Source organism: Bacillus sp. FJAT-42315 (genome assembly GCF_002797375.1).
Lineage (GTDB): Bacteria > Bacillota > Bacilli > Bacillales > Domibacillaceae > Bacillus_CE.
In genome coordinates this window covers 1,387,931-1,412,704 of sequence record NZ_KZ454941.1, presented here as the reverse complement: position 1 = coordinate 1,412,704, position 24,774 = coordinate 1,387,931, and the positions used below count along the sequence as shown (strand labels likewise).

General features: G+C 40.9%; 23 protein-coding genes, 1 other RNA gene and 1 other annotated feature. Of the genes, 3 read left to right on the top strand and 21 right to left on the bottom strand.

Annotation, left to right across the window (positions count from 1 at the left end; all coding sequences use genetic code 11):
* Positions 1–61: 61 nt before the first annotated feature.
* The 12 genes from aspS to CEF22_RS06640 all read right to left on the bottom strand — a co-directional run bounded on the left by aspS (position 62) and on the right by CEF22_RS06640 (position 15,453).
* Positions 62–1,837, bottom strand: a complete 1,776-nt coding sequence (gene aspS, locus CEF22_RS06700) for an aspartate--tRNA ligase (RefSeq protein ID WP_100402247.1) — start codon at positions 1,835–1,837, stop codon at positions 62–64.
* A 1-nt stretch (position 1,838) separates the two neighbouring features.
* Positions 1,839–3,116: a histidine--tRNA ligase gene (gene hisS / locus CEF22_RS06695; protein WP_100402246.1), complete on the bottom strand. Its 1,278-nt coding sequence runs from the start codon at positions 3,114–3,116 to the stop codon at positions 1,839–1,841.
* A 76-nt stretch (positions 3,117–3,192) separates the two neighbouring features.
* Positions 3,193–3,418 (bottom strand) — a binding site (T-box leader).
* 68 nt (positions 3,419–3,486) lie between these two features.
* Complete coding sequence (gene dtd, locus CEF22_RS06690; RefSeq protein ID WP_100402245.1) at positions 3,487–3,927, bottom strand: D-aminoacyl-tRNA deacylase; 441 nt, start codon at positions 3,925–3,927, stop codon at positions 3,487–3,489.
* A 12-nt stretch (positions 3,928–3,939) separates the two neighbouring features.
* A complete protein-coding gene (locus tag CEF22_RS06685) occupies positions 3,940–6,129 on the bottom strand; it encodes a RelA/SpoT family protein (RefSeq protein ID WP_100402244.1) in 2,190 nt (729 codons plus the stop codon).
* A gap of 181 nt (positions 6,130–6,310) precedes the next feature.
* Positions 6,311–6,826, bottom strand: a complete 516-nt coding sequence (locus CEF22_RS06680; RefSeq protein ID WP_100402243.1) for an adenine phosphoribosyltransferase — start codon at positions 6,824–6,826, stop codon at positions 6,311–6,313.
* Positions 6,817–8,931 carry a single-stranded-DNA-specific exonuclease RecJ gene (gene recJ, locus CEF22_RS06675; protein ID WP_100402242.1) on the bottom strand — a complete coding sequence of 705 codons (2,115 nt, stop codon included), beginning with the start codon at positions 8,929–8,931 and terminating at the stop codon, positions 6,817–6,819. Before recJ ends, CEF22_RS06680 begins: the two co-directional genes overlap by 10 nt.
* A 136-nt stretch (positions 8,932–9,067) precedes the next feature.
* Positions 9,068–10,957: a group II intron reverse transcriptase/maturase gene (gene ltrA / locus CEF22_RS06665; protein WP_100402241.1), complete on the bottom strand. Its 1,890-nt coding sequence runs from the start codon at positions 10,955–10,957 to the stop codon at positions 9,068–9,070.
* A 714-nt stretch (positions 10,958–11,671) separates the two neighbouring features.
* The gene (locus CEF22_RS06660) at positions 11,672–11,962 is read right to left on the bottom strand and encodes a hypothetical protein (RefSeq protein WP_198508033.1); all 291 of its coding nucleotides are present in this window, start codon (positions 11,960–11,962) and stop codon (positions 11,672–11,674) included.
* 97 nt (positions 11,963–12,059) lie between these two features.
* The gene (locus CEF22_RS06655; RefSeq protein ID WP_100402240.1) at positions 12,060–12,359 is read right to left on the bottom strand and encodes a LapA family protein; all 300 of its coding nucleotides are present in this window, start codon (positions 12,357–12,359) and stop codon (positions 12,060–12,062) included.
* 128 nt (positions 12,360–12,487) lie between these two features.
* Positions 12,488–12,667: a hypothetical protein gene (locus CEF22_RS06650; RefSeq protein ID WP_100402239.1), complete on the bottom strand. Its 180-nt coding sequence runs from the start codon at positions 12,665–12,667 to the stop codon at positions 12,488–12,490.
* A gap of 70 nt (positions 12,668–12,737) precedes the next feature.
* The gene (secDF, locus tag CEF22_RS06645) at positions 12,738–14,999 is read right to left on the bottom strand and encodes a protein translocase subunit SecDF (protein WP_100402238.1); all 2,262 of its coding nucleotides are present in this window, start codon (positions 14,997–14,999) and stop codon (positions 12,738–12,740) included.
* A gap of 142 nt (positions 15,000–15,141) precedes the next feature.
* Positions 15,142–15,453 carry a post-transcriptional regulator gene (locus tag CEF22_RS06640; protein WP_095477994.1) on the bottom strand — a complete coding sequence of 104 codons (312 nt, stop codon included), beginning with the start codon at positions 15,451–15,453 and terminating at the stop codon, positions 15,142–15,144.
* 115 nt (positions 15,454–15,568) lie between these two features.
* On the opposite strand from CEF22_RS06640, the gene spoVB reads away from it, so the two are divergent.
* On the top strand, positions 15,569–17,104 hold the full coding sequence (spoVB, locus tag CEF22_RS06635) for a stage V sporulation protein B (RefSeq protein WP_100402237.1): 1,536 nt from the start codon (positions 15,569–15,571) through the stop codon (positions 17,102–17,104).
* Positions 17,105–17,106: 2 nt separating this feature from the next.
* Here the strand turns inward: spoVB and CEF22_RS06630 are convergent, their stop codons facing one another.
* Positions 17,107–17,748 (bottom strand): DUF421 domain-containing protein, encoded by a 642-nt coding sequence (locus CEF22_RS06630; protein WP_100402236.1) that lies wholly within the window; start codon positions 17,746–17,748, stop codon positions 17,107–17,109.
* 85 nt (positions 17,749–17,833) lie between these two features.
* On the opposite strand from CEF22_RS06630, the gene CEF22_RS06625 reads away from it, so the two are divergent.
* Positions 17,834–18,211 carry a TIGR04086 family membrane protein gene (locus CEF22_RS06625; RefSeq protein ID WP_232726075.1) on the top strand — a complete coding sequence of 126 codons (378 nt, stop codon included), beginning with the start codon at positions 17,834–17,836 and terminating at the stop codon, positions 18,209–18,211.
* A gap of 61 nt (positions 18,212–18,272) precedes the next feature.
* Here the strand turns inward: CEF22_RS06625 and yajC are convergent, their stop codons facing one another.
* Genes yajC through ruvA form a run of 6 tightly spaced genes read right to left on the bottom strand, consistent with a single transcriptional unit; the run spans position 18,273 to position 22,615 of the window.
* Positions 18,273–18,536 (bottom strand): preprotein translocase subunit YajC, encoded by a 264-nt coding sequence (gene yajC / locus CEF22_RS06620; protein WP_095477988.1) that lies wholly within the window; start codon positions 18,534–18,536, stop codon positions 18,273–18,275.
* 30 nt (positions 18,537–18,566) lie between these two features.
* A complete protein-coding gene (tgt, locus tag CEF22_RS06615; protein WP_100402235.1) occupies positions 18,567–19,706 on the bottom strand; it encodes a tRNA guanosine(34) transglycosylase Tgt in 1,140 nt (379 codons plus the stop codon).
* A 21-nt stretch (positions 19,707–19,727) separates the two neighbouring features.
* Complete coding sequence (gene queA / locus CEF22_RS06610; protein ID WP_100403933.1) at positions 19,728–20,756, bottom strand: tRNA preQ1(34) S-adenosylmethionine ribosyltransferase-isomerase QueA; 1,029 nt, start codon at positions 20,754–20,756, stop codon at positions 19,728–19,730.
* An 18-nt stretch (positions 20,757–20,774) separates the two neighbouring features.
* Positions 20,775–20,981, bottom strand: a complete 207-nt coding sequence (locus tag CEF22_RS06605; protein WP_100402234.1) for a DUF2905 domain-containing protein — start codon at positions 20,979–20,981, stop codon at positions 20,775–20,777.
* Positions 20,978–21,979, bottom strand: a complete 1,002-nt coding sequence (gene ruvB / locus CEF22_RS06600; RefSeq protein WP_100402233.1) for a Holliday junction branch migration DNA helicase RuvB — start codon at positions 21,977–21,979, stop codon at positions 20,978–20,980. The genes CEF22_RS06605 and ruvB overlap by 4 nt, the downstream gene beginning before the upstream one ends.
* Before the next feature lie 24 nt (positions 21,980–22,003).
* Positions 22,004–22,615: a Holliday junction branch migration protein RuvA gene (gene ruvA, locus CEF22_RS06595; protein ID WP_100402232.1), complete on the bottom strand. Its 612-nt coding sequence runs from the start codon at positions 22,613–22,615 to the stop codon at positions 22,004–22,006.
* A gap of 142 nt (positions 22,616–22,757) precedes the next feature.
* Between ruvA and ssrS the strand changes: the two genes are divergently transcribed.
* A non-coding RNA gene (gene ssrS / locus CEF22_RS06590) (6S RNA) lies at positions 22,758–22,944 on the top strand.
* Positions 22,945–23,040: 96 nt separating this feature from the next.
* Here ssrS and CEF22_RS06585 read toward each other — a convergent pair.
* Positions 23,041–23,535, bottom strand: coding sequence for a YhcN/YlaJ family sporulation lipoprotein (locus tag CEF22_RS06585; RefSeq protein ID WP_100402231.1), 495 nt, complete (start codon positions 23,533–23,535; stop codon positions 23,041–23,043).
* Between the two features lie 67 nt (positions 23,536–23,602).
* Positions 23,603–24,547 carry an aminoglycoside phosphotransferase family protein gene (locus tag CEF22_RS06580; protein WP_157843187.1) on the bottom strand — a complete coding sequence of 315 codons (945 nt, stop codon included), beginning with the start codon at positions 24,545–24,547 and terminating at the stop codon, positions 23,603–23,605.
* Positions 24,548–24,774 lie beyond the last annotated feature (227 nt).

The window sequence follows — 24,774 nt, the reverse complement described above, 5'->3', positions numbered from 1 at the left end:
TTGAAGTAATGATAACATATCGATTCCTTCATTTCAACTAATTAGTTGTCTGAACATTCGATTATTTTTTCGCTGTTAATCGAACCGCTAAGTGTAATTCTTCTAGTTGGTTGCCGCTTACTTCGCTTGGCGCATCCATTAGGACATCACTTGCGCTCGCTGTTTTCGGGAACGCGATCGTATCACGAAGGTTTGTGCGGCCTGTTAATAGCATTACTAGTCGGTCTAATCCAAGCGCAATTCCGCCGTGTGGAGGTGTTCCATACTCAAACGCTTCTAGTAAGAAGCCGAATTGCTCTTTCGCTTCCTCTTCTGTAAAACCAAGTAGTTTGAACATTTTTTCTTGAATGTCGCGCTCAAAAATACGGATCGATCCGCCACCTAGCTCATAGCCGTTTAAGACGATATCATACGCTTGTGCTTTCACCGCACCCGGGTTTTCATCCATGATCGCTAAATCTTCGCGAGCTGGCATCGTAAATGGATGGTGAGCTGCATAATAACGACCATCTTCTTCATTGAACTCAAGCAATGGCCAATCTGTTACCCATAGGAAGTTAAATTGATTTTCATCGATTAAGCCGCGCTCTTTTCCAAGCTTCAAGCGAAGTGCGCCTAAAGCGTCCGCTACGACTGATTTTTTATCCGCTACAAACATGAGCAAGTCACCAGCTGTCGCTTCTGCTGCCGCTGAAATTTGCGCTAGTTCTTCCTCAGTGAAGAATTTAATGATTGGGCCTTTTAAGCCATCTTCCTCCACTTTCATCCAAGCAAGACCTTTTGCTCCATAAATCGCCGCAAATTCTGTTAAATGATCGATATCTTTACGAGAGTAGTCGATGCCGCCGCCTTTCACGTTGATCATTTTCACTTGGCCACCGCTTGATGCTGTGCTTGCAAACACTTTAAAACCTGAACCTTTGACAATCTCGGATACATCAACTAGCTCCATACCAAAGCGAGTATCTGGCTTGTCTGAACCGAAACGGCTCATCGCTTCATCATAAGACATTCTCGGGAAAGCTTCTGTGATTTCTACAGCTTTCACGCGTTTCATAATGCGCTTTAACATCTTTTCTGTCATCGCCATAATATCTTCTTGGCTCATAAAGCTTGCTTCGATGTCAATTTGCGTAAACTCTGGTTGACGATCCGCACGTAAATCTTCATCACGGAAGCAGCGAGCAATTTGATAATAACGGTCAAATCCAGATACCATTAGTAATTGCTTGAAAATTTGTGGAGACTGTGGCAACGCATAAAACTCGCCTTCATGCACACGGCTCGGTACTAAATAATCACGCGCGCCTTCTGGTGTACTTTTTGTTAAAATTGGCGTTTCCACATCAAGGAAGCCGTTCTCATCTAAATAATCGCGCATCGTTTTTGTAATGTCACTACGCATTTTGAATGTTTCATACATCACCGGACGACGAAGATCCATGTAACGATACTTTAAACGAATATCTTCTGACACTTCCATGTCATCTTCAATCATAAATGGCGGTGTTTTTGCTTCGCTTAAGATTGTTACTTGTTCTACTTCAATTTCAATTTTTCCAGTCGCAATATTTTCATTCACTGTACTTTCATCACGAGCAATGACCGTACCTTGAATATCAAGTACGTATTCGTTACGAATCTTTTCAGCTAACGCCAAAGCTTCCGCCGACGTTTTTTGGTCAAATACGATTTGCACAATGCCTGTACGGTCGCGAAAATCGATAAAGATGACGCCGCCTAAATCTCTTCGACGTTGCACCCAACCTTTTAATGTCACCTTTTCTCCAATTTGTTTCTCTGTCATTTCTCCACAATAATATGATCTACCAAACATGTTATTTTGCCTCCATCATCGTTTTTAATACGTCTACTACTTGATCTAGTTCGACTTCTTGCTGTTCACCAGTTTGCATATCTTTTACGTTTATTTTATTAGCTTTTAGCTCATCTTCTCCAAGAATCGCCACAAAGCGAGCGTTTAAGCGATCAGCCGCTTTAAATTGGGCTTTCATTTTGCGGTCTTGATAATCTCTTTCTGCGCTAATACCAGCCTGACGTAAATCATACAATAGCTTCACCGTATAGTCTTTTGCTTCCTCTCCAAGAGACACAAGGTAACAGTCCAGACTATTTTCAAATGGCCAAGCGATGCCTTCTGCTTCAATCGCAGCAATCAGTCGTTCGATACTAAAAGCAAAGCCGATACCAGGTACATCTGGACCTCCTAATTGACTCACCAATCCATTGTAGCGACCACCTCCACATAAAGTGGTAATAGCACCAAAACCTTCTGCATTGCTCATAATTTCAAACGCCGTATGATTGTAATAATCCAAACCACGAACAAGCGTAGGATCAACAACGAAAGGAATTTGCAAGTCTGTTAAGTATTTTTGCACCTTTTCAAAATACGCACGGGAATGATCATTTAAGTAATCAAGAATCGACGGGGCTGTTGCCATTAACTCATGCTCATGATCTTTTTTACAATCAAGAATGCGCAGAGGATTCTTTTCTAAACGGCTTTGACAGTCGTCACAAAACTCCCCAATTCTCGGCTCGAAATGCTGAACTAGTGCTTCTCTATGTGCCGTCCGGCTTTCTGGGTCCCCTAAGGAATTAACCACTAGCTTTATTTGTTTTAATCCAGCCTCTTTGTAAATATCCATCACAAGGGCTAATACTTCCGCATCGATCGCTGGGTCCTCACTGCCAATCGCCTCAATCCCAAATTGGACAAACTGACGATAGCGACCAGATTGCGGACGCTCATAGCGGAACATTGGTCCATTATAAAATAGCTTAACTGGTTGATTCGGATCGCCAAACATTTTATTTTCAACGAATGAACGTACAACCGCTGCTGTGCCTTCTGGGCGAAGCGTTAAGCTTCGATCACCACGATCTTTAAACGTATACATTTCTTTTTGAACGATATCCGTCGTATCTCCTACACTCCGTTGAAATAATTCTGTATGTTCAAAAATCGGTGTTCGAATTTCTTTATATTGATACTTGCGGCATACTTCTTTGGCAATTTGCTCAACATATTGCCATTTTTCTACCGTTCCCGGTAAAATATCCTGCGTGCCGCGCGGAATTTTCACGCTCACAATCATTTCCTCCTTTTATTCAATATCGTCATGAACAGGTGTTTTTTTCCAAAATAAAAAACTCTCATCCCTAAAGAAAAGGGACGAGAGTTTATTTCCCGTGGTACCACCCTAGTTAAAGCTAGTCATTTAGCTTTCACTTTTCCAGTTAACGCCTGCTACACGTTTTCCCCTACTATATGTATTCAAGGAAAAACCTAAGGAGTGTTCGTTCATTAAGTCGCAACGGAAATGCTTTCAGCCAAGGCATCTCTTCTCTACAGAAGCGGTTCTTAACTACTTTTCTCCCTCAACGGTTGATTCATTTATTTTTCGTATTGCTCCTATTATAAAAAACTTTATATAGGCATTCAAGCTTCTTTTTCAACATTTACTTACTTTCTACAATTAACGTCACAGGTCCATCATTGACAAGAGATACGTCCATCATTGCTCCAAATGTGCCTGTCTCGACATGGATACCTTTTTCCCGCAGCCTCTCATTAAACAGATCATACATCTGCTTCGCTTGCTCTCCTTTTGCTGCCGCCATAAAGTTCGGTCGTCGTCCTTTGCGGCAATCACCATAAAGAGTAAACTGAGAAACGGATAAAATCGAACCACCCACATCTAGTAAGGAATGATTCATTTTTCCTGCCTCATCTTCAAAAATTCGCAAATGAATAATTTTATCTGCTAAATAATTGACATCCTCTTCGCGATCTTCATGCGTCACACCAACGAGCAAAACGAGTCCGCTCTCGATTTGGCCCACGATTTCACCTTCGACTGTGACCGAAGCCTGCTTGCTTCGTTGCAAAACCACTTTCATTATCCAACACCCTTAATGTAAAATTCTGCGCACGGAATAAATATCCGGGATTTGTTTAATTCGCTCAACCACTTTATGAAGATGGCTAATATTATGAATATAAATCGTCATGTCAATCTTCGCCACTTTATTGCGATCTGACCTGCCAGAAACAGCGGAAATGTTCGTTTTCGCTTCACTCACAGCTTGCAATACTTCATTTAACAGACCTTGACGATCATATCCAGAAATTTCAATGTCGACCATATATTCTTTCTGTTGATCAGCTCCGCCCTCCCATTCGACCGGAATGAGGCGGTTAGCCGACTCTTCATCCATTACATTTAAGCAATCTGAACGGTGAACCGATACCCCACGACCTTTTGTAATATAGCCCACGATGTCATCACCTGGCACTGGATTACAACAGCGCGATAGACGAATCAATAAATTGTCGATTCCCTTCACCGTCACACCTGAGCTTTTCTTACTAGGTGTCGTTTGCGGCTTCAATTCTTTCATCGATTCCTGAACCGCCGCTTCTTGGTCACGCATTCTCCGCAGCTTTTCTGTTAAACGATTGACTACTTGAAGCGCCGTAATCCCATTATACCCGACCGCTGCATACATATCTTCTTCATTAGAGAAATTGAACTTCTCTGCCACTCGCTTCACATTTTCTGGAGTGATCACTTCTTTGACATCAAAGTCCATATTCTTAATTTCACGTTCGACTTGCTCACGGCCTTTTTCGACATTTTCTTCACGATTTTGCTTTTTGAAAAACTGTTTAATTTTGTTTTTCGCCTGTGAGGTTTGAGCCATTTTCAGCCAATCTTTACTCGGGCCGTAAGAATGCTTGGACGTTAAAATTTCGATAATGTCGCCCGTTTTCAATTTATAATCGAGCGTCACCATTTTTCCATTCACTTTTGCCCCAATGGTTTTATTGCCGATCTCTGAATGAATGCGGTAAGCGAAATCAAGCGGGACAGAACCTGCTGGTAGTTCGATAACGTCTCCTTTAGGCGTGAACACAAACACCATGTCAGAAAACAAATCCAGCTTCAATGATTCCATAAATTCTTCGGCATCCGCTGAGTCATTTTGATATTCTAAAATCTCGCGGAACCACGTCATTTTTTTATCAAAAGAAGCCTTTTCATTAATTGTGCGACCCTCTTTATATGCCCAGTGAGCAGCCACCCCATATTCAGCAATTTGATGCATGTCCGTCGTACGAATTTGCACTTCTAACGGATCACCTTTAGGTCCGATCACCGTTGTATGAAGCGACTGATACATATTCGTCTTCGGCATCGCAATATAATCTTTAAAGCGACCTGGCATCGGCTTCCAGCACGTGTGGATAATGCCGAGCACCGCATAACAATCTTTAATACTATCAACAATAATTCGCACCGCTAACAAATCATAGATCTCGTTAAATTGCTTATGTTGAAGCGCCATTTTTCTGTAAATGCTATAAATATGCTTCGGTCGACCGGATAAATCAGCTTTAATATCTAAATCATCTAAACGGTCTCTTACTTCATCGATGACTTCCTCTAAATAGAGCTCACGTTCCGCACGTTTTCGTTTCATTAAATTCACAATTCGATAATATTGCTGTGGGTTTAAGTAACGAAGAGCCGTGTCCTCAAGCTCCCACTTAATTTTGGAAATCCCTAGACGATGAGCTAACGGAGCAAAGATCTCTAACGTTTCGTTGGAAATTCGTCGTTGCTTTTCTTGAGGCAAATGCTTTAACGTTCGCATATTATGCAAACGGTCAGCTAATTTAATTAAAATTACGCGAATATCCTGCGCCATCGCCACAAACATTTTCCGATGGTTCTCTGCCTGCTGCTCTTCTTTCGATTTATATTTAATTTTCCCGAGCTTGGTTACGCCATCTACTAGCATCGCCACTTCTGCTCCAAACTCTTGCTCCATATCCTCAAGTGTCACTTCTGTATCTTCCACTACATCGTGCAAAAAACCAGCAGCCACTGTAGCCGGGTCCATTTCTAAATCAGCTAAAATCCCTGCTACTTGAATCGGGTGAATAATATACGGTTCACCTGATTTACGATACTGTTCTTTATGTGCTTCTTGCGCATACACATAAGCTCTTCGCACAAACTCTACATGTTCTGGGTTTAAATACGCACTCGTTCGTTCAATCACTTGTTCGGCGGTTAGCACCCGATCATTCGCCATATGTTTACTCACCTTTGCCATGTTTAAAGTATTTTTCTTTTCAAAAAGAATCTAATTGTTCTTATTATCGAAAAAAAGAGAAGAGATGTAAAGCCATCTTACACATTTTCTAAAAAACAATCGAAGTTATTTCACTAAGTCTCTATATAAAAAATGGACACGCAAAGTGCCCATTTTCTTATTACTCATATGGAAGCAACGTTAACACATCGTAACCGTCTAATTTACTGCGACCATTTAAGTATTCAAGCTCAATTAAGAAAGCGATCCCCGCAACTACTCCACCAAGCTGTTCTACTAGTTGAATCGTTGCTTCAATCGTTCCACCTGTCGCTAGCAAATCGTCAGTAATTAACACACGTTGCCCTGGTTTCACTGCATCTTTATGAATCGTGAGTACATCTTTTCCATACTCTAAACCATATTCGACTTTCACTGTTTCCCGAGGAAGCTTCCCTTCTTTTCGAACCGGCGCAAAGCCAATTCCTAAAGAGTAAGCAACCGGACAGCCGACAATAAAGCCGCGCGCCTCAGGACCTACTACTAAATCAATTTGTTTTTCTTTCGCATACTCCACAATTTGATCCGTTGCATAGCGAAATGCCTCGCCGTTATCCATTAATGGGGTGATGTCTTTAAATTTAATTCCCGACTTTGGCCAATCTGGAACAATCTTGATGAATTGTCTTAAATCCATGTCTCAACTTCCTCCTTATTATCGACAGACAAACGCTCTTCCAACCAATCCTTTAGCTCTTGATAGGAAGAGTACAACAATTGATTCTCTAATTCCACTTGCATTTTTTTATGTTGATACGATGGCGATTCCGTTAAATTCCGCTTCGCAGCAGTCTCATGCAATGCCATCATTCCATTGTTTATTGTAACAAATTCTAGCTCAGAAAACACTTGTGACATGAAATCAATCGTTTCTCTCGACCAGCCCCGATGTTTAGCTAGATCATTTCCGTAACGATGTAAATCAAACGTTTTTCGCTTCATTAAAAAAGCGTAAAACCATTTAAAATGATCCCTCGCCGGCATCGTACTGAAAAAATGGTTGTCCTTTTGATGAAAATGAACGTAAATCCTCTCAGGTCGACCATTTGTCAGCAAGGCTTCTATTAGCTGACTAGAAGGTGGCATATCAATCAATACGATATTTTTTTGATCAACCACAACTTGTTTCGCTGCTTCTACATCAGTAACTTCAATGATTTCCGTCTGCCAACGGTCGAGCTTTAACTCCGCGATCGTTTCTTTGTTAAACAGAATCAATACTCGATCTTGTGGCACTTGTTCCAACCATTTTTCGAATTGACGATGCCCACGCGCATCAAATAATTGCCACGTATCTACTCGAAGATCTTGCAGAAAAAGCTGTGGCTTACGAATATTATTCCATTCGTTGACTGCCAACTCGCCAATGACAGAAACCTTTGATAGTGGTGCAATATGATCCGCATAATGCCCCATACCAAAACCAATACTGTCAAGAGACGTTTGTTGATCGTCTAATTGAAGCTTTAAATGCGTTTTATCTGAGCCAATTTTCCGCATAGAAGACAGCCCTACTTCTTCAATTAATACTTTGGGCTTCGGATTCAACACTCCATATGGCGCAAGGGACCCAAGCTGTTCAACAACATCTAAATTAACTTCTGGTAGAGGCACAGTAACATCAATTTCAGTGACTGGAATGAAATCTTCTTCTGTTAGCTGCTCCTGTGCTAACTGACAAAGTCTCGAACGCAACTCATCCACATCGGACAGTTGAAGCGTCATCCCAGCTGCCATCGGATGTCCACCAAAATGCGGCAACAGCTCGCGGCATGTCGATAAGTTTTTAAATAAATCATAGCCAGCAATGCTTCTTGCTGACCCTTTAGCTGTATTAGCTTCTCGATCAAAACTGAGTACAATCGTTGGTCGATAAAATTTTTCAACGAGCTTGGAAGCGACAATCCCGATAACACCCGGGTTCCAATTTTCCTTCCCGATGACGAGCACAGGATATTGCTCAATAGGATAATGTTCTTCTACCATCGCTAACGCTTCCACTGTAATCTCGTTCACAATTGCTTGGCGTTCTTTGTTCATCGCATCAATTTCTTTCGCTAACTGTTCGGCCGTCCCTTTATCTTTCGTCAACAGTAATTCAACGGCCGGATCAGCATCAGATAATCTGCCTACTGCATTAATACGCGGAGCAATCATGAAGCCAATTGTTTCTTCGGTAATCGCTTCTTTTTTTGTTGCTGTCAGCTTACACAGTGCTTCAATCCCTGGTCGAGTTGTTTGTTGCAACTTTTTCAAACCAGCTTTTGCAATCGCACGATTCTCCCCAGTTAACGGAACGAGATCGGCAATCGTTCCAATTACTGCCAGTTCAAGTAGATGCTCTGGTACCTCTCCATATAAAGCATGCGCAACTTTAAAAGCAACACCTACCCCTGCTAAATAGCCAAAAGGATAGTCTCCTTCTGGATGCTTCGGATGAATAATTGCCAGTGCTTCCGGCAGTTCTGGACCCGGTTCATGGTGGTCGGTAATAATTAAATCAAGACCTAGCTCCTTCGCTACTCTTGCTTCTTTAATTGCGGCAATACCAGTATCCACGGTAATAATTAAACGAAAGCCGCTATCAGAAGCCCAACGAAAAGCCTCTTCATTCGGACCATATCCTTCTGTAAAGCGGTTCGGAATGTAAAACTCCACATTCGCTCCTAAATCTTGCAAAACGGTCATCATGACAGATGTACTACTTACGCCGTATAGTGATAGGTAAGCCTTTGATATCATCTCTGGCTTTTCCCCCACTTCACACCGTGCGTGAGATTTTCACCTCACACGGCGTTCCATCGAAAAACATTCAAAACTTTTGTAATCTACATAACTTAACAGAATTCACTTTTTGTTATATGTCTAATCGTCCAAATTAGATTGTTAATGGTTCTATTTCTAATTTCTTTCTTAGCGTATTTAACTTGTTTAAACTTTTTGTGTTCGTAATTAGATGCTGATACTTTGAGATTATTTCTTCATCTTTAGCATGTATTAAAATATGAATGTCTTTATCAACGAGGCAGAGGTTTTTGTATTCGTCAGTACCACCTTGCAATCGTGGTACTTTGTGATGACAGTGAAGTGTCATCGGGTTTAGTTCTTGCCCTGTTACATGGCATTTACCTCTTTGTGCGCAGTATAATGCAATTCGATTGTCGTTATATTCAACACTTCGTTGTGAAATTGGATGTTCCATTAAGAAACGAAGTACGCCAACATCAATAGTAGAAAGATTTTTATGAATTTCTTCTCTACCTTCTTTTGTATATGCATTTACTACATTTCGTTTCATCATTGGACTTTTGTGCTTAATGTAACCAATAGGTAGAAACGGTTCTCGTGATATAAATCTAAGTTGCTTGCTTTTTCCGTATTCTTTCTTTATGAAATCAGATGTAATAACACCCGTTTTCTTGATTCGCCGTTTCATTCGATGGTCTTTCAAACACGCATTAACTTCATATGCGATATTCCCCATGTCTTCAGCTATCATTGTTGCTATACGGAAATATTGATGAAGTCCGATTACAGTTGAGTTGTATAATGCAATTTTTCTTGCTTGGTCGTTGGAGCCACTATCATGTCGGATACCATTGATGATTTCCTTTAGATTATTTTTAGTGCGTTGTACTGCTTTATCGCACATATGACTTTTCACAACCCATTTTTCGCCCTTTGGAATGAGTTTCATTTTTAACCCTAGAAATTCTGAATAGTCCTTTTTAAGATTCACGATTTTTGACTTATCTTTGCTAATTTCTAAGCCCAGTCTATCTTCAAGCCATTTTTGTACTGCAATAAATAACTTTTTGGCATGGTTAGGATTGTTACAAAAGATTTTAAAATCATCTGCGTAACGAACGATATAACATTCCTTCAGTTTAGAAGTTTTCTTTAACACCCTGTATTTGTAACTATTATGAGGATGTTTGTTTTCTCCCTTGCCACTATACTGAGTGTAGTTTTTCACAGTAGGGAACGTCTCCCATTGACTTTCAATCCATCTGTCCAATTCATTGAGCACAATATTTGATAACAACGGAGATAAAATTCCTCCTTGTGGTGTACCTTTCTCATTCTCAAGAATTTGACCATCTGGCATTTTGACTTTAGCTTTTAGCATTTTTGAAATAATCGTGAGTAAATTTTTGTCTTGTATACCTAATGTCCACATTTGTTTTAGCAACTTTGCATGTGAGACGTTATCGAAAAATCCCTTTATATCTATATCAATTACATATGACATTTTGGAATGTTGCATTAATCGATAACTTTGAGCAATCGCATTTTCTACTGAGCGATTCGGTCTAAATCCATGACTTCTACTAGAGAATTTTGCTTCTGCTCTAGGTTCAAGAACTTGTAAAATACATTGTTGGACTATTCTATCCCAAATTGCAGGAATTCCTAAAGGTCTTACCTTCCCATTAGGTTTTGGGATTTCAACTCGTCTAACTGCTTTCGGTTTGTAATCTCGTAATTTATTTCTAACATAACGAACGAATTGTTCTTCAGTTAGCTTTGATATATGTTCGATTGTTCGACCATCTACGCCAGCCGTTTTACTGCCTGTATTTTTCTTAATGTTACGATACGCTAACTTAATGTTTTCAGACGAACTGATAATCCCCATTAAGTTTTTAAAATTACTGCCGTTTTTACTTTGGTCATATAGCATGTCAAAAGTTGACTGCATACTATAATATTCCGTATTTCTTAACTTGGACTTTTTAACATGTTGTGCGATTCGTGAATTTGCCACAGACATCAACCCCTTTCTCAAGCGGTGATTCTTTTAGTCATACTCGAATCTGTGTCTGTTATGCATTTATAAGTCTTTGAAAGTTCCGACTAGAGCCTATCCCTCCACCGTTTATTATCACGGCTTCATAGGTACTGTAGCTCCACTCTCACGGAAAGTTAATCAGTTTTAATAGGGTTCCCCTTTATATACCAAACTGCTTCATAGGTAGGTTAATACCTCCACATCTTCCGCTTTCCACGTTCCGATTTCTCTATCCTTCCATATATCCTTAGGTTTCTCCTATAGTCCTGTATGCTTGAACTTGCCTATAACAAGCTATGGGCTTTCATAACGCCAGATTCTTACTTACCCACACATACGATAGCACTGCCACCTGTTACATTTCTGCAACATCTACGTCTAGACCCGTACATTCAGAGATTCGTCAGTGCTTATGCAGCACATTCTAACCATAGATACTTTATGGACTCCCGGCATATAGGATACACCATCCACCTCTGGACAGCTTTCGTGCAAGTTACTTCCTAGGTATTCACTTACTTACGGTATCTCTCTGCCGACTTCACCGAGCTTCATACTTCACTATTTAACCTTAGCTAAAGCATGTCGGAGTATCAGAGTAGGCGTTTCAAGGCGTTACCCTATCATTCCACCTATCAAGAAATCAGTTCTCCCAGATAACTAAATTAATCTGGTGCCTAAGCTTTTCACTTAGAAACGTGTCGCACCCGCGTCATAATCACCATAAATAAGAATCGGCTCCTCATTGCTGATCGCTGCTCGAATTCTTTCAACAGCTTCAGCCATTCCTTTTAGTAAAAAGGGATCATGAAAATCGTTGCCTTTATCAAATAAAAAATGCCGGGCAGTCTCTTCATCAGTAATGCCACGGTTAATAAGTAACGAAGCCAACAATGGGCTTATCGCTAACTTTTCACATAATTGATCTCGCATTTCCTCGTCCGTTTGTCGAACAATCCAACGGGTTTTTGGTTTTAACATATCGTCACCCCTCAACCTTCTTATTATACAAGAGGGAAAATCGGGTTTCAATGCGCAGAATTTGTTTCCTTCCTCTCTTACAGACGAAAAAAAGACCTTATTTCAGGTCTTTTTGATCAACTTCTTTACTTGCCGTGTTAGGTATTCTTTTTTTCAACTGTTCAATTTCATGGACTAATACTTTATTTTGTCTTTTTAGACCCATTGTTCGGAATACGCTTAATGAAACAGAAATAATTCCACCCATCAAGACAGAAAAAAGAATCACAAGCACAAGCGGCCATTCCGCTTGACCAAACAAATAATTAACCGTCACTGGATCTACATTAATCACAGCAAAAATAGAAATAATAAGTGCGAAAATTACTCCTAATAATAAATTAAATTGTCCTTTCATACATTCCCTACCTTTCTTAAAAAGTAAAGACACATGGTATTTCAAATTATACTATACCCATATAATAAAGGATATAATCTCATCGGTTAAGAGTTTGAATATGTATTCATACACATGAAAAAACGCGGTCAAAGATTAAAAACTTTGACCGCGTTTCTATGTTTTAGCTGAAGCCGACTCGCATTTTGCTTGTCGTGTCTGAACAGTTGGCTCCGTTTTTCTTTGTTTGTCCAGCTACAGGCGCCAACGACTAGTGGACTTCCATGTTCCTCCTTGCGATAAGTCAACATCGACTCACTGTCGTTCATCGTGTTTCCTTTATCTCGTGCGGACCATTCCAGTCCATACGTCGCTAAACGGCGCCTTCCGCTTTTCTTTTTACACTTGCGGTTCGTCGCTCCATTGTTTTTTCTCTTTGTATGTGATCAGTGTACCTTTTTTCTTCAGTTCTTTCTTCTTCCATACGAGCCATAGTTGAGCTGCGATGAAGAGGGAAGAGTATGTTCCTGAAATAAGGCCGACTAATAACGCAATTGAGAAGTTCAAGATCGAACTGCTTCCGAGAACAAGTAACGCCACAACTGCGATGACAACTGTTAAAACGGTGTTGATTGAACGCGTTAATGTTTGACGCAAGCTTTGGTTGACGATATCTTCCAGTTCTTGTTCTGTTTTGATTTTACGCTTTTTCGCTAAGTTTTCACGCATCCGGTCAAACGTCACGATCGTATCGTTAATCGAGTAACCAATAATCGTTAACACGGCGGCGATAAAGGTCATATCAACTTCTAAACGCGTTAAACTGAAGAAGGCGATAATGAAAAACGCATCGTGCAGTAACGCAATAATCGCTGCTAATGCCATGTAGATTTCAAAGCGCAAAGTAACATATAACACGATTCCTACAGACGCAATCGCTAAAGCAATCATGGCATTTTTCGCTAATTCCTTCCCAACGACAGGGGAAACAGTACTAACATTTGGCTCAGTACCATACAACTTAGCAAAGTGATCTTTTACTTTCGCAATTTCTTGTTGTGTCAGTGGTTCTTTAAAACGTGTCACTCCTAAGTCTTTCTTTTCTCCTGAAATGACAATATCGTCAGTGGTTAAACCAACTTTTTCTAATTCTGCTTTTACTGATGCTTCTGTCAATGGTTTATTTGCCATCACTTCCATGCGCGTTCCGCTTGAGAAGTCAATTCCAAGATTTAATCGGAACACACTAAGAACGATCATCCCCGCTACGATTGCTACCATTGAAGCAGTAAAGAATTTACGATGATGCTTCACGAAATCAAAGCGATCGAATTTCGTTGGTAAGTCTAGCGTGTCATAACTTTCACTAATGTCTTTAATATCTTTTTTGCTGACACCGAACCAGCCTGGTTTATTGTTCAACATTCCACTTTGAACGAACAAGCCTAACAGTAGACGTGAGCCCCAAACCGCTGTTAAGAAGCTAACAACGATACTAATCATGAGCATTGTCGCAAAGCCTTTCACCGAGCTTACCCCGAAATAAAACAGAACGGCACCGGCTAAAACGGTTGTCACGTTCGCATCAAGAATCGTTAAGAATGAGTTTTTATTTCCTTCTTTAAACGCCGCTTTAATCGAACGACCTACTTTCATTTCCTCTTTAATTCGTTCATACGTAATGATGTTGGCATCGACTGCCATACCAACCCCAAGGATCAAGGCCGCAATACCAGGTAGCGTTAATACCCCGTTCATCCAATCGAAAATTAATAAAATTAAATAAATATAAACAGACAACGTCACCGTAGCAATTAAGCCTGGCAAGCGGTAATAGAAGAGCATAAATAAGAAAATGATCGCAATACCTACAATACCAGCTAGAATTGTCTGATCTAGGGCTTTTTCCCCAAATGAAGCGCCAACCGAAGTAGAATAAATCTCCTTCAATTTAACAGGTAAAGCACCAGCCTTTAAGATCGACGCCAAGTTTTTCGCTTCTTCTAAAGTGAAAGTCCCTGTAATCGCCACTTCATTTGAATCAAACACTTCTCCGACAGTGGCTGCAGAGATAAACTTCGGATCTTTCTTTTGAATTTCCTGTACATAGGAATCTTTTCCTTCTTCAAAATCCAACCAAATGACCATCTGGTTCATCGGCGCTAAGCTTAACACATGCTCTGTCACTTCTTTAAATTTCTTCTTATCCTTCAGCTTGACAGCGATGCTTGGGTTTCCTTTTTGATCAAATGATTGCTTCGTACCACTGGCCACAACGTCTTTTCCGTCCATCAAGAGCTTGTCATTAACATCACGGAAAGTCAGATTCGCTTGAGTGGACAATAACTCACGCGCTTCATTTTGATCTTCTACACCCGCAAGTTGCACCCGAATACGGTTGCCTTCTTCTACTTGAATATTCGGTTCGCTAACACCTAGCACGTTAATCCGCTTATCTAGCGCATCAACGGTGTCTGTGACCATTTCTTTTGTGATCTTCTCACCTTTCACCGGCTCGACTTGATAAAGAACTTCAAACCCTCCTTGAAGGTCTAGCCCGAGCTTAATATCCTTCACGATGTTCTTCGCCGTAAGCCCAATCGTACTAGCTAATAACAGTACGATAAGAAAAAAGGCTACGATCCGGCTGCGTTTTACCATTATGTAGTTCCTCCTTAGTCATATAAAACTTAAAAAATATGGAATATACCCGACAATATTTAAAAAATCCTGGTAAAAGGATACCAGAATTCCTCAACAAAACTATTATGAAACAGAAAATAACTCGTGTCAATTTTATGCCTCATGGCTTTCTCGGACGAAATAATTCTTGCAACCCTTCGCGATTAACTTCCTCTAGCCAATTAGGTGAACGATAGGCTTCCACTGTGGCAAAATTCATATAATCGATGGCCTTCGTTGACACAATATCAGCGACTAGCTTATAAATATGTACTTCTTGTTCTGGCTTTTTCCACTTTTTTTGTATTAAGTACTGCCATAAGGATGGAACATCAATCGTCCCATAATTTAACAGACGAAACTCCTCTACTTTACTTTTTAACACCGGCAATAGCTGCTGATAATACACTTCGTAAGGGTGTTTATCTCCCAAACGTCTCATCCCCTTTAACTAGAAGAACTGATGAACTTGTCATGCTTGCCCACCTTTTAAGCATATATATCATATTGTAAAGCAATTCATCCTTTTTGAGAAGGCAGGGAGAAAAATGTCGAAGTTTTTAAAAGGAACCATGATTTTAATGGTCTCAATATTTATTACAAAAATTTTAGGGTTTATTAATCGAATTGTTGTTGCCCGGTTGATCGGAGAAGAAGGTGTAGGTCTTTATATGATGGTGTTTCCCACCTTCATCTTAGTCGTCACCATTACACAATTCGGTCTCCCTGTAGCCATTTCTAGAAGTGTTGCCGCCGCTTTAGCTGAGGGGAATCAAGGAAAGGTCAAAAAGATTCTTGCTGTCTCACTAGCAATCACACTCTCATTGTCTCTCATTTTCACACCACTTTTATTATTGATGGCGCCTACTTTATCAAAAGTGTTATTTACGGACCCGCGGACATATTATCCATTAGTAGCCATTACGCCGACTATTCCTATTATTGCCGTCTCCTCTGTTCTCAGAGGCTATTTCCAAGGAAAACAAAATATGAAGCCCGCTGCCTATTCACAAATCATTGAACAGATTGCGCGCATTTTATTAATTGTCGTCTTAACGAAGAAATTTCTACCGTTGGGTATTGAATATGCAGCCGCAGGGGCTATGACAGCAGCCGCTATTGGTGAATTAGCTTCCCTCGTTTATTTGTTGACGATGTTTAAGATCAAAAAAAACTTCCGTCTACGAAAGCGTTTTTTTACCGCCGTTCATTCTGGAAAAGAAACAGCAAAGGAGCTATTAGAAGTAGCCATTCCAACAACTGGTGGTCGTATGATCGGTTCACTTTCTTGGTTTTTTGAACCAATCGTCGTGACGCATAGCTTAGCGATTGCGGGAGTCGCTGCAATAACTGCAACAAAAGAATATGGAGTGTTAACAGGGTACGCCTTGCCTGTTATGTTTTTGCCATCATTTGTGACATTAGCCTTATCTACTTCTCTCGTTCCAGCAATTAGCGAAGCTTATACGAAAAAGCAATATCGTCTGCTTGAGCATCGCATTCAAGAAGCACTTCGATTTTGCTTAATTTCCGGTGGGCTGGCCGTCTTGCTGTTATATTTATACGCTGAACCACTGATGCAGTTTATGTATCATTCTACTAATGGCACCCGTTTTATTCAGCTATTAGCTCCCTTTTTTTTATTTTATTATTATCAAGGTCCTCTGCAAGCGGTACTACAAGCATTAAATTTAGCGAATACAGCGATGGTTAACAGCTTGATTGGTGCTGTTGTGAAGCTTGCTGTCATTTATATCTTCGCTTCTCAGCCGCAATTTGGAATATACGGAGCGGCACTCGGTATGGCAGTCGGTATGTTACTAGTGACTTTGCTACATTTAGCGAGTGTCTTTAAACAAATATCGCTCTCACTTGATTTGCGGCAATTAGGCAAATTTCTAGTGGTATTGGTCACTATTTTCTTTTTGAGCGACTGGATGAATCATTTTCTAGCAGAAAAAGCACACGGACCTTTCTATTTACTTGCAGGAGGAACATTTACAGCCACTATCTACACACTGTTTGCCCTTCTATTAGGACTGATCACAAAACAAGATATGGAAAAATTCCGCTTTAAAAAATAAGGTCAATCTTTTTCATCTATATAAAATCGACCGTCGTGAAAGCTACAAAACGAGATGCTCGTCACTTCATGGTAGCCTCTCTTTTTTAACGCTTTCAACAACCATTGTTCTGTTTGTCCGATTGTTTGTAAATGCTCATGCTGAATCTCACCATCGAGTATGAGCGGTAAAGTAAACGTTCCGCTTTCTCTTTTATTTTCTTTTTGCAAAATCGATAAGCTGCCTGATGGCTCTAAAATGGCATATTCCACTTGATCAATATGACGAATATCCTTTTCTCGCATTTGTAAAAGAAGGTCATGAAAATTATAGCGGTGTCTCCTCATCGCTTGCTCATTAATTTTCCCTTTATTAATAATGATTTCTGGTGTACCATCGATCATCTCTCGAAATTTTTTACTTTTCAAAGAGGCGTAAGCAAAAAGAATTTGAACCACGACTAAAATAAAAATCGGCAAAAGAGCGTACATGAGCGGTTCCTTTGGTTCTGCGATCGCAATGACCGCCATTTCACCGATCATTAAAAAAACGACTAAGTCGAGTATGCTAAGCTCGCCAATTTCCCTTCGTCCCATTAACCGAAACACAAATAAAATAACGATATACAGAAATACCGCCCGAAAACCAATTGTCAAGTAAACCATATACATCCCCTTCATGTTCAATCGTCTGTACATATAGTATGGTCACTAATCGAAAAAAACATGAAGAATAAAAGGAGGAAGAAAAATGAAGTCATTTAGTTATGGTGTGATGTATGGAACAATCGTGATCTTTATCATTGCCATTCTGTGCAGTTTCGTCTTTGCTTCTATTTTACGTTGGAGCTCATTAACGGAACCTTCCGTACAATTGACCATTACCATCATCTCTTTTATCGCCTTGTTTATCGGAGGATTTATATCAGGAAAATTGGCTGGAAGAAAGGGCTGGATGACTGGTGGACTAACCGGGCTCTTGTACACCCTAACTATGTTTTCTTATCAATCGCTTGGCTATCAAGCTCCATTTCACTGGGAGCAATTGATCTACCACCTTTGCTTTATCATCACGGCCATGATGGGTGGAATTCTAGGAGTCAACTTATCGTCTAAACATAGGGACTGATATCTTCTCTTGAAAAACAAATGAAAAGCGCCCTTCCTATTCGGAGGACGCTTTCTTCAACTTATACAGTTGTTGATTTCTCTACTACTTCACGAATCGCATTACGATCGTATGTAAGACGGCTACCATCTCCACATTTAATCACGACTGTTCCTTCGTCAATCGCATCGATAAAGCCGTGAAGACCACCGATTGTAACGATCTTGTCGCCTTTTTGCAAACTACTTTGCATCTGTGCCACCGCTTTTTGACGCTTTTGCTGCGGACGGATAAGCAAGAAGTAAAACAAAACGAACATCAATAAAATCATGATAATTTGTTGCATAATCTCACCCCTTTCTGAGCACGATTGAAATTAGAAGTTTTTCGCATCTGGACGATTGAAGCCATACGCTTCAAAAAATTCGTCACGGAAATCACCTAAACGGTCTTCTCTAATCGCTTGTCTCACTTGTTCCATTAATTTTATCAGAAAATAGAGGTTATGGTAAGTTGTAAGTCTAATACCGAATGTTTCATTTGTTCGAATCAAATGACGGATGTATGCACGAGAATAATTGCGGCAAGTATAGCAATCACAATTTTCATCGAGCGGACCGAAATCGCGAGCATACTTCGCGTTTTTCACGACTAAACGACCTTCACTTGTCATTAACGTTCCATTTCTAGCAATTCGAGTTGGCAAGACGCAGTCAAACATATCCACTCCGCGAATCGCTCCATCGATTAAAGAATCCGGAGAACCTACCCCCATTAAATAACGTGGTTTATCAGATGGCAAATACGGCGTCGTGAAATCCAGCACTCGATTCATTACATCTTTCGGCTCTCCTACCGATAATCCGCCAATCGCATAGCCCGGGAAGTCCATTGATACTAAATCAGCCGCACTTTGACGACGTAATTCTTCATATTCTCCACCTTGAACAATCCCAAACAAACCTTGATCTTCTGGACGAGCGTGCGCTTTTAAGCAACGCTCTGCCCAACGTGACGTTCTCTCAACTGACCGCTTCATATAATCATATTCAGCCGGATAAGGTGGACACTCATCAAACGCCATCATAATATCAGAGCCGAGCGCATTTTGAATCTCCATCGCTTTTTCAGGAGATAAAAACAGCTTGTCCCCGTTTAAATGATTGCGGAAATGAACGCCTTCTTCTTCTATTTTACGAAACTCGCTTAAAGAAAAGACCTGAAAACCACCGGAATCCGTTAAAATCGGACGATCCCAGTTCATAAATTTATGAAGACCACCCGCTTCTTTGACAATGTCCTGACCAGGACGAAGCCATAAGTGATAGGTGTTACTTAAAATAATATTCGCACCCATTTCCTTCAAGTCCTCTGGAGACATCGTCTTGACCGTCGCCAGTGTACCAACCGGCATAAAAATAGGCGTCTCAAAACTGCCGTGCGGTGTATGTACACGGCCAAGACGGGCACCTGTTTGTTTACAAGTTTTAATTAATTCATATTTAATAGCTGACAAATGATATTAGCTCCTTCCCTATTACTTAATTAACATCGCATCGCCAAAGCTGAAAAAGCGATATTCTCTTGCTACAGCCTCTTCATACGCCTTCATGACATGCTCTTTACCCGCAAGCGCACTTACGAGCATAATGAGCGTCGACATTGGCAAATGGAAATTCGTAATCATGCCATCAATCGCTTGAAACTGAAAGCCTGGATAAATGAAAATATCCGTCCAACCGCTCGCCGCTTCAATCTTTCCACCGTGATCACGAGCAACCGTTTCTAGCGTTCGAGTCGATGTCGTGCCTACACTAATGACGCGGCCACCTTTCGCTTTTACATCCTCAATTAAACGAGCCGTTTCTTCTGACACTTGATAAAACTCCGAATGCATTTCATGGTCTTCAATCGTCTCTACAGAAACTGGGCGAAACGTACCAAGTCCAACATGAAGCGTAATAAAGGTAATATACACACCTTTCGCACGAATGTCACCTAATAGCTCTTCGGTAAAATGAAGCCCTGCTGTTGGTGCCGCTGCTGAACCACGTTCCTTCGCAAACACCGTTTGATAGCGCTCTTGCTCATCTAGCTGTTCTTTAATATAAGGCGGAAGCGGCATTTCACCAAGCTCCTCTAGCACCTCATAAAAAATACCCTCATACGAAAATTCAAGAATGCGGCCACCATGATCTTTTTCTGCTACACAAGTAGCTGTCAATCGACCATCGCCGAAGGAAATCACGCTGCCTTCTTTAATTCGCTTCGCTGGCTTCACAAGCGTCTCCCAGCGATCCTCCTCTTCTTGCTTCAAAAGCAAGACTTCGATTTTAGCACCAGTTTCTGCTTTCACACCATACAAACGTGCCGGTAAAACACGCGTATCATTAAGAACGAGGCAGTCTCCTGGCTCTAGAAAATCAGTAATTTGCTTAAACACTTGATGCTGAATATCTCCTGTTTCTTTATTCAATACCATTAATCGACTTTCAGCCCGCTCTTTTAAAGGCGTCTGGGCAATTAGCTCTTCAGGAAGATAAAAATCAAAATCCTCTACTTTCACATTCTTCATCCCTATCTATCATTTCCATTTTCCAATCACATAAAAGACCAATGATAACACGACACTAACAAGGATCGACGTCATGATTGGAAAATAAAAAGTCGTATTTCCTTTTTTAATGAAAATATCACCTGGCAGGCGACCAATCTTCACAAATTGCATCACTAATCCAATGATAAAAATGACCACACCAAGTAACATCAACGTTTTTCCGATTCCGCTCATTCGTTCGGCACCTCCATTTGGAAGTGATGATACACGAGTTCACTCACGATTCGACCTCTTGGGGTACGCTGCAAAAAGCCGATCTGTAATAAATACGGCTCATACACATCTTCAATCGTGACCGCTTCTTCTCCGATGCTTGCGGCAATCGTTTCAATCCCAACAGGACCACCACGAAAACGTTCAATAATGGCCTTTAATAATTTATGATCGATATGATCGAGACCTCTAGGATCGACTTGCAGCAACTCTAACGCTTCTTGAGCCATCTCAAACGTGATCGTCCCGTTCCCACGCACTTGGGCGTAGTCACGCACGCGTTTCAATAGACGGTTCGCAATCCTCGGCGTCCCACGTGAACGACGCGCAATTTCGGCCGCACCTTGGGCATCCATCTTCGTCTCAAAAATATCTGCTGTTCGAAGCACCACTTGTTGCAATTGCTCTTCATTATAATACTCTAGCCGACTTAACACACCAAAGCGATCTCGTAACGGCGCCGACAAAGATCCTGCGCGTGTCGTCGCCCCAATTAACGTAAATGGAGGCAAGTCTAAACGAACGGAGCGAGCGCTTGGCCCTTTCCCAATGACAATGTCTAAGCAAAAATCCTCCATTGCCGGGTAAAGCACTTCCTCAATCGCACGTGGCAAACGATGAATTTCATCGATAAACAACACATCACCTGGCTCAAGTGCGGTTAACACAGCCGCCAAGTCACCTGGCCGCTCAATAGCTGGGCCTGCTGTCGTTCGCAGATGCACACCCATTTCATTGGCAATAACAGCGGCCAATGTTGTTTTTCCAAGCCCGGGTGGTCCGTATAATAACACATGATCTAATGTTTCCTCTCTCTGACGGGCGGCTTCAATGAAAATTTCCAGATTGTTCTTCACTTGATCCTGGCCGATGTATTGCTTTAACGTTTGCGGTCGCAATGACTGCTCTTCATACATTTCGGCTGTTTCAGCCGTTCCAGAGACGATCCGGTCTTCCATTCTTTCACCCCTCCCTCATCCAGTTTAACCATTCAATAATAACTGCAATCCTTTACGAATATATTGATCGGTCGTCATTTCTTCCACTTTCAATTTCGGACTGATCTTTTTAATTTCCCGTTCAGAATAACCGAGTGCTTCAAGTGCCAACATCGCTTCATCTAACTCAGCAGAAATCGAAGCTTTGCGTGCATCCTCTTCCGCTTGAAATAAATTCGGAAAGTACTCTGGTACGACATCCGCTAACTTTCCTTTTAGATCGAGAATCATTTGCCTTGCCGTTTTCTTGCCGACACCAGGAAACTTCACTAAAAACGATTCATCTTCCTCTTCAATCGCATGAATCACTTGTTGAGGCTCACCGCTCGCTAACACAGCGAGTGCTCCCTTTGGTCCAATTCCTGACACACAAATGAGCTTTTCAAACATTCTCTTCTCTTCTAGCGAAATAAAGCCATACAGTGCTAGCACATCTTCACGCACATGCTGATATACATAAATCGTCATTGCTTGCTTTTCAAATTTCGAAAAAGCAAACGGGTTTGGCGTTAATATTTTATAACCAATGCCGCCGTTCTCTACGACAACATACTCTGGTCCAATGAACTCCACGTTTCCTTTAATATACTCGTACAAATTACTTCTCTCCTTCTATACAGTACACTTCATTGTATCATACCATGATTGAGCTGTGGATAAAATCAAAAAGAAACATTTGTTCTTTATTTAAATATAATAAATGAGTTGCATTTTCTCTTCATTTTATGTAATATAACCATATCAGCTGCGTTGTGCGTAATCTTAATAAAGTTTTAACCTTTAAGCTGAAATAGGGAGTTTTATATTGAGACAGGAATATCACGCCCCATTTTGAATGAGGACGATAGGAGTGTTTCTGCAAACACCCACTTTATGGAGTGGTGGTTTTAAAACTCTATTAACTGTACGGCAACCGCGGCCTTTCCATTACATACTAAGCCAGTTTCCTTTTTCGGAGGCTGGCTTTTATTTATTTTATGCAAAGCAAACAAGCAGGAGCAAAAGAAACTCCCGCTTGTTTATTAGCGACTAAATCTTTCATTGGGCAAATCGATTGGCCCACCGTCGCGCAAATCATTATCTAAATTGCGCAAATGGCTGTAAGAAGAATGAGTTGTTAAGACGCGCACTTGATAACCATCTGTATAAGGAGCCACCGCTTTTTCCACGTCTTTTTTAATCCTCTCTGCCTCTTTGCCCTCTTTCTTCAAATGTACCGCTACTTCAATCCTCTTTCCATTAATGAACGCTCGGGCATCTGTCACACCCCGAACCGTCATCGCCTCTTTAGACAGTTTCTCTGCGAACGCACCTGGATAATTTTCGTAGTAAGAGCTTTTCACTTTATGTGGCTTTAATCCTCTATTTCCATGATAATTAATATCTGTGCTACGTTGGTGCTCTTCCCCATAGCTTTCACCGGAATAAAAGCCATGCTTCTCTTCACCATCATTATTACAAGCAGCTAACCCGATCACTAAAAACGTCAGCATTAAAGCTGTGACCATATCCTTCATACTTCCACCTCTGCAACTAAATTTCGGGCATTGATCACCCTTCTTAGTTTGAGGGGATTGCAACAAGTTATGCTAGCTCATTTTTCCAGTTCAAAAAGAAGGCCTCTCTTTTCTCAAAATTGGTCACTGTCAAATCGTAAGCATGCTGATAATTGCCGTTGATGGAACGTATCAAACGGCGACATTCACGAAAAACATCTGTAGGAAATAATAAATGTAAATAAAATTCTTCCTCATCCTTAAACTCCGTTAACACTTCACTTTCCATGACTTGGTCAAGATCCCAATCAACAATTGGCAATACGCGGTTGGCAAACTGTAAATAATCATACATAGCAGGCGCTCTAGCTGCCAAATCGAAATCAATTAAAAATAACTGTCCATTTTTTGATTGTAAAAAATTATGAGCGACGACGTCACCATGGATAATGACTCGATCTCTTTGTTGCTCACCTCTTTTCACCAGCTGATCGAGAGACCATTTCCCCATTTCTATATAGCTTGTTAAAAGTGACTTCGGAAAATAATGTTGTAATTGAGGAAGCGATTCTTTAAAAAAATCCAACCGTTGTTGCCAGCGTGTCAACTGATCTAATGGAGACACCTCATCCAGCTCACTCACAAATTCTGCTGTTTGCACATGAAAGGTGCGCAATAGGCGCAAAGCCTTTTCTCTTTCCTTCTTCGTTTGAAATGTATATGCACGGCTTGATGACGGAATAAACGGCATAAGAGCAAAAATGCTTTTATCCACAATAAAGGGGGAGGATGGATGAAAAGGGATGATAGTATAAAACTTAGCTGCTAATAATTTTTCTGTGATCTTCCATTGTTTCCGAAATTGTTTCTCCGTGGCATATTGCTTTAAAAACCAGTGATTTTTGTCGGTACACACTCGCCATTTCCCGCTTTTTAACGGATGAATCGCTTCAATCCTTTCTTGTAAAGCCATGGACAATTGAAAAAGGAGACGGGATGAAGGCACGTCTCCAGAAGTTATGTTACTGTTCATCTTCTTCATCAAATCTTGGCATACCATACGGCTGAGGTTGGCCATAGCCCCATCCCATCGGTGAATACATCGGTTGAGTAGGATATTGGCCAGACGCATAAGGAGAAGCCATCATTTGTTGTGGGTAAGCTCCGTAAGCTGGCTGTTGTCCGTATCCCCCCATATCATATCCCATACCAGCTGTTGGCTGTTGAGTCGGGGTCATACTAAATGGAGAACCAAACCCT

Coding starts and splice junctions, on each gene's coding strand:
- aspS (WP_100402247.1), bottom strand. CDS start 1,837: ATGTTTGGTAGATCATATTATTGTGGAGAAATGACAGAGAAACAAATT.
- dtd (WP_100402245.1), bottom strand. CDS start 3,927: ATGAAAGTGGTTTTGCAACGAAGCAAGCAGGCTTCGGTCACAGTCGAA.
- CEF22_RS06685 (WP_100402244.1), bottom strand. CDS start 6,129: ATGGCGAATGATCGGGTGCTAACCGCCGAACAAGTGATTGAACGAACG.
- CEF22_RS06680 (WP_100402243.1), bottom strand. CDS start 6,826: ATGGATTTAAGACAATTCATCAAGATTGTTCCAGATTGGCCAAAGTCG.
- recJ (WP_100402242.1), bottom strand. CDS start 8,931: ATGATATCAAAGGCTTACCTATCACTATACGGCGTAAGTAGTACATCT.
- CEF22_RS06660 (WP_198508033.1), bottom strand. CDS start 11,962: ATGTTAAAACCAAAAACCCGTTGGATTGTTCGACAAACGGACGAGGAA.
- CEF22_RS06655 (WP_100402240.1), bottom strand. CDS start 12,359: ATGAAAGGACAATTTAATTTATTATTAGGAGTAATTTTCGCACTTATT.
- CEF22_RS06650 (WP_100402239.1), bottom strand. CDS start 12,667: ATGAACGACAGTGAGTCGATGTTGACTTATCGCAAGGAGGAACATGGA.
- secDF (WP_100402238.1), bottom strand. CDS start 14,999: ATGGTAAAACGCAGCCGGATCGTAGCCTTTTTTCTTATCGTACTGTTA.
- spoVB (WP_100402237.1), top strand. CDS start 15,569: ATGTCGAAGTTTTTAAAAGGAACCATGATTTTAATGGTCTCAATATTT.
- CEF22_RS06630 (WP_100402236.1), bottom strand. CDS start 17,748: ATGGTTTACTTGACAATTGGTTTTCGGGCGGTATTTCTGTATATCGTT.
- CEF22_RS06625 (WP_232726075.1), top strand. CDS start 17,834: ATGAAGTCATTTAGTTATGGTGTGATGTATGGAACAATCGTGATCTTT.
- yajC (WP_095477988.1), bottom strand. CDS start 18,536: ATGCAACAAATTATCATGATTTTATTGATGTTCGTTTTGTTTTACTTC.
- CEF22_RS06605 (WP_100402234.1), bottom strand. CDS start 20,981: ATGAGCGGAATCGGAAAAACGTTGATGTTACTTGGTGTGGTCATTTTT.
- ruvB (WP_100402233.1), bottom strand. CDS start 21,979: ATGGAAGACCGGATCGTCTCTGGAACGGCTGAAACAGCCGAAATGTAT.
- CEF22_RS06585 (WP_100402231.1), bottom strand. CDS start 23,535: ATGAAGGATATGGTCACAGCTTTAATGCTGACGTTTTTAGTGATCGGG.
- CEF22_RS06580 (WP_157843187.1), bottom strand. CDS start 24,547: ATGAACAGTAACATAACTTCTGGAGACGTGCCTTCATCCCGTCTCCTT.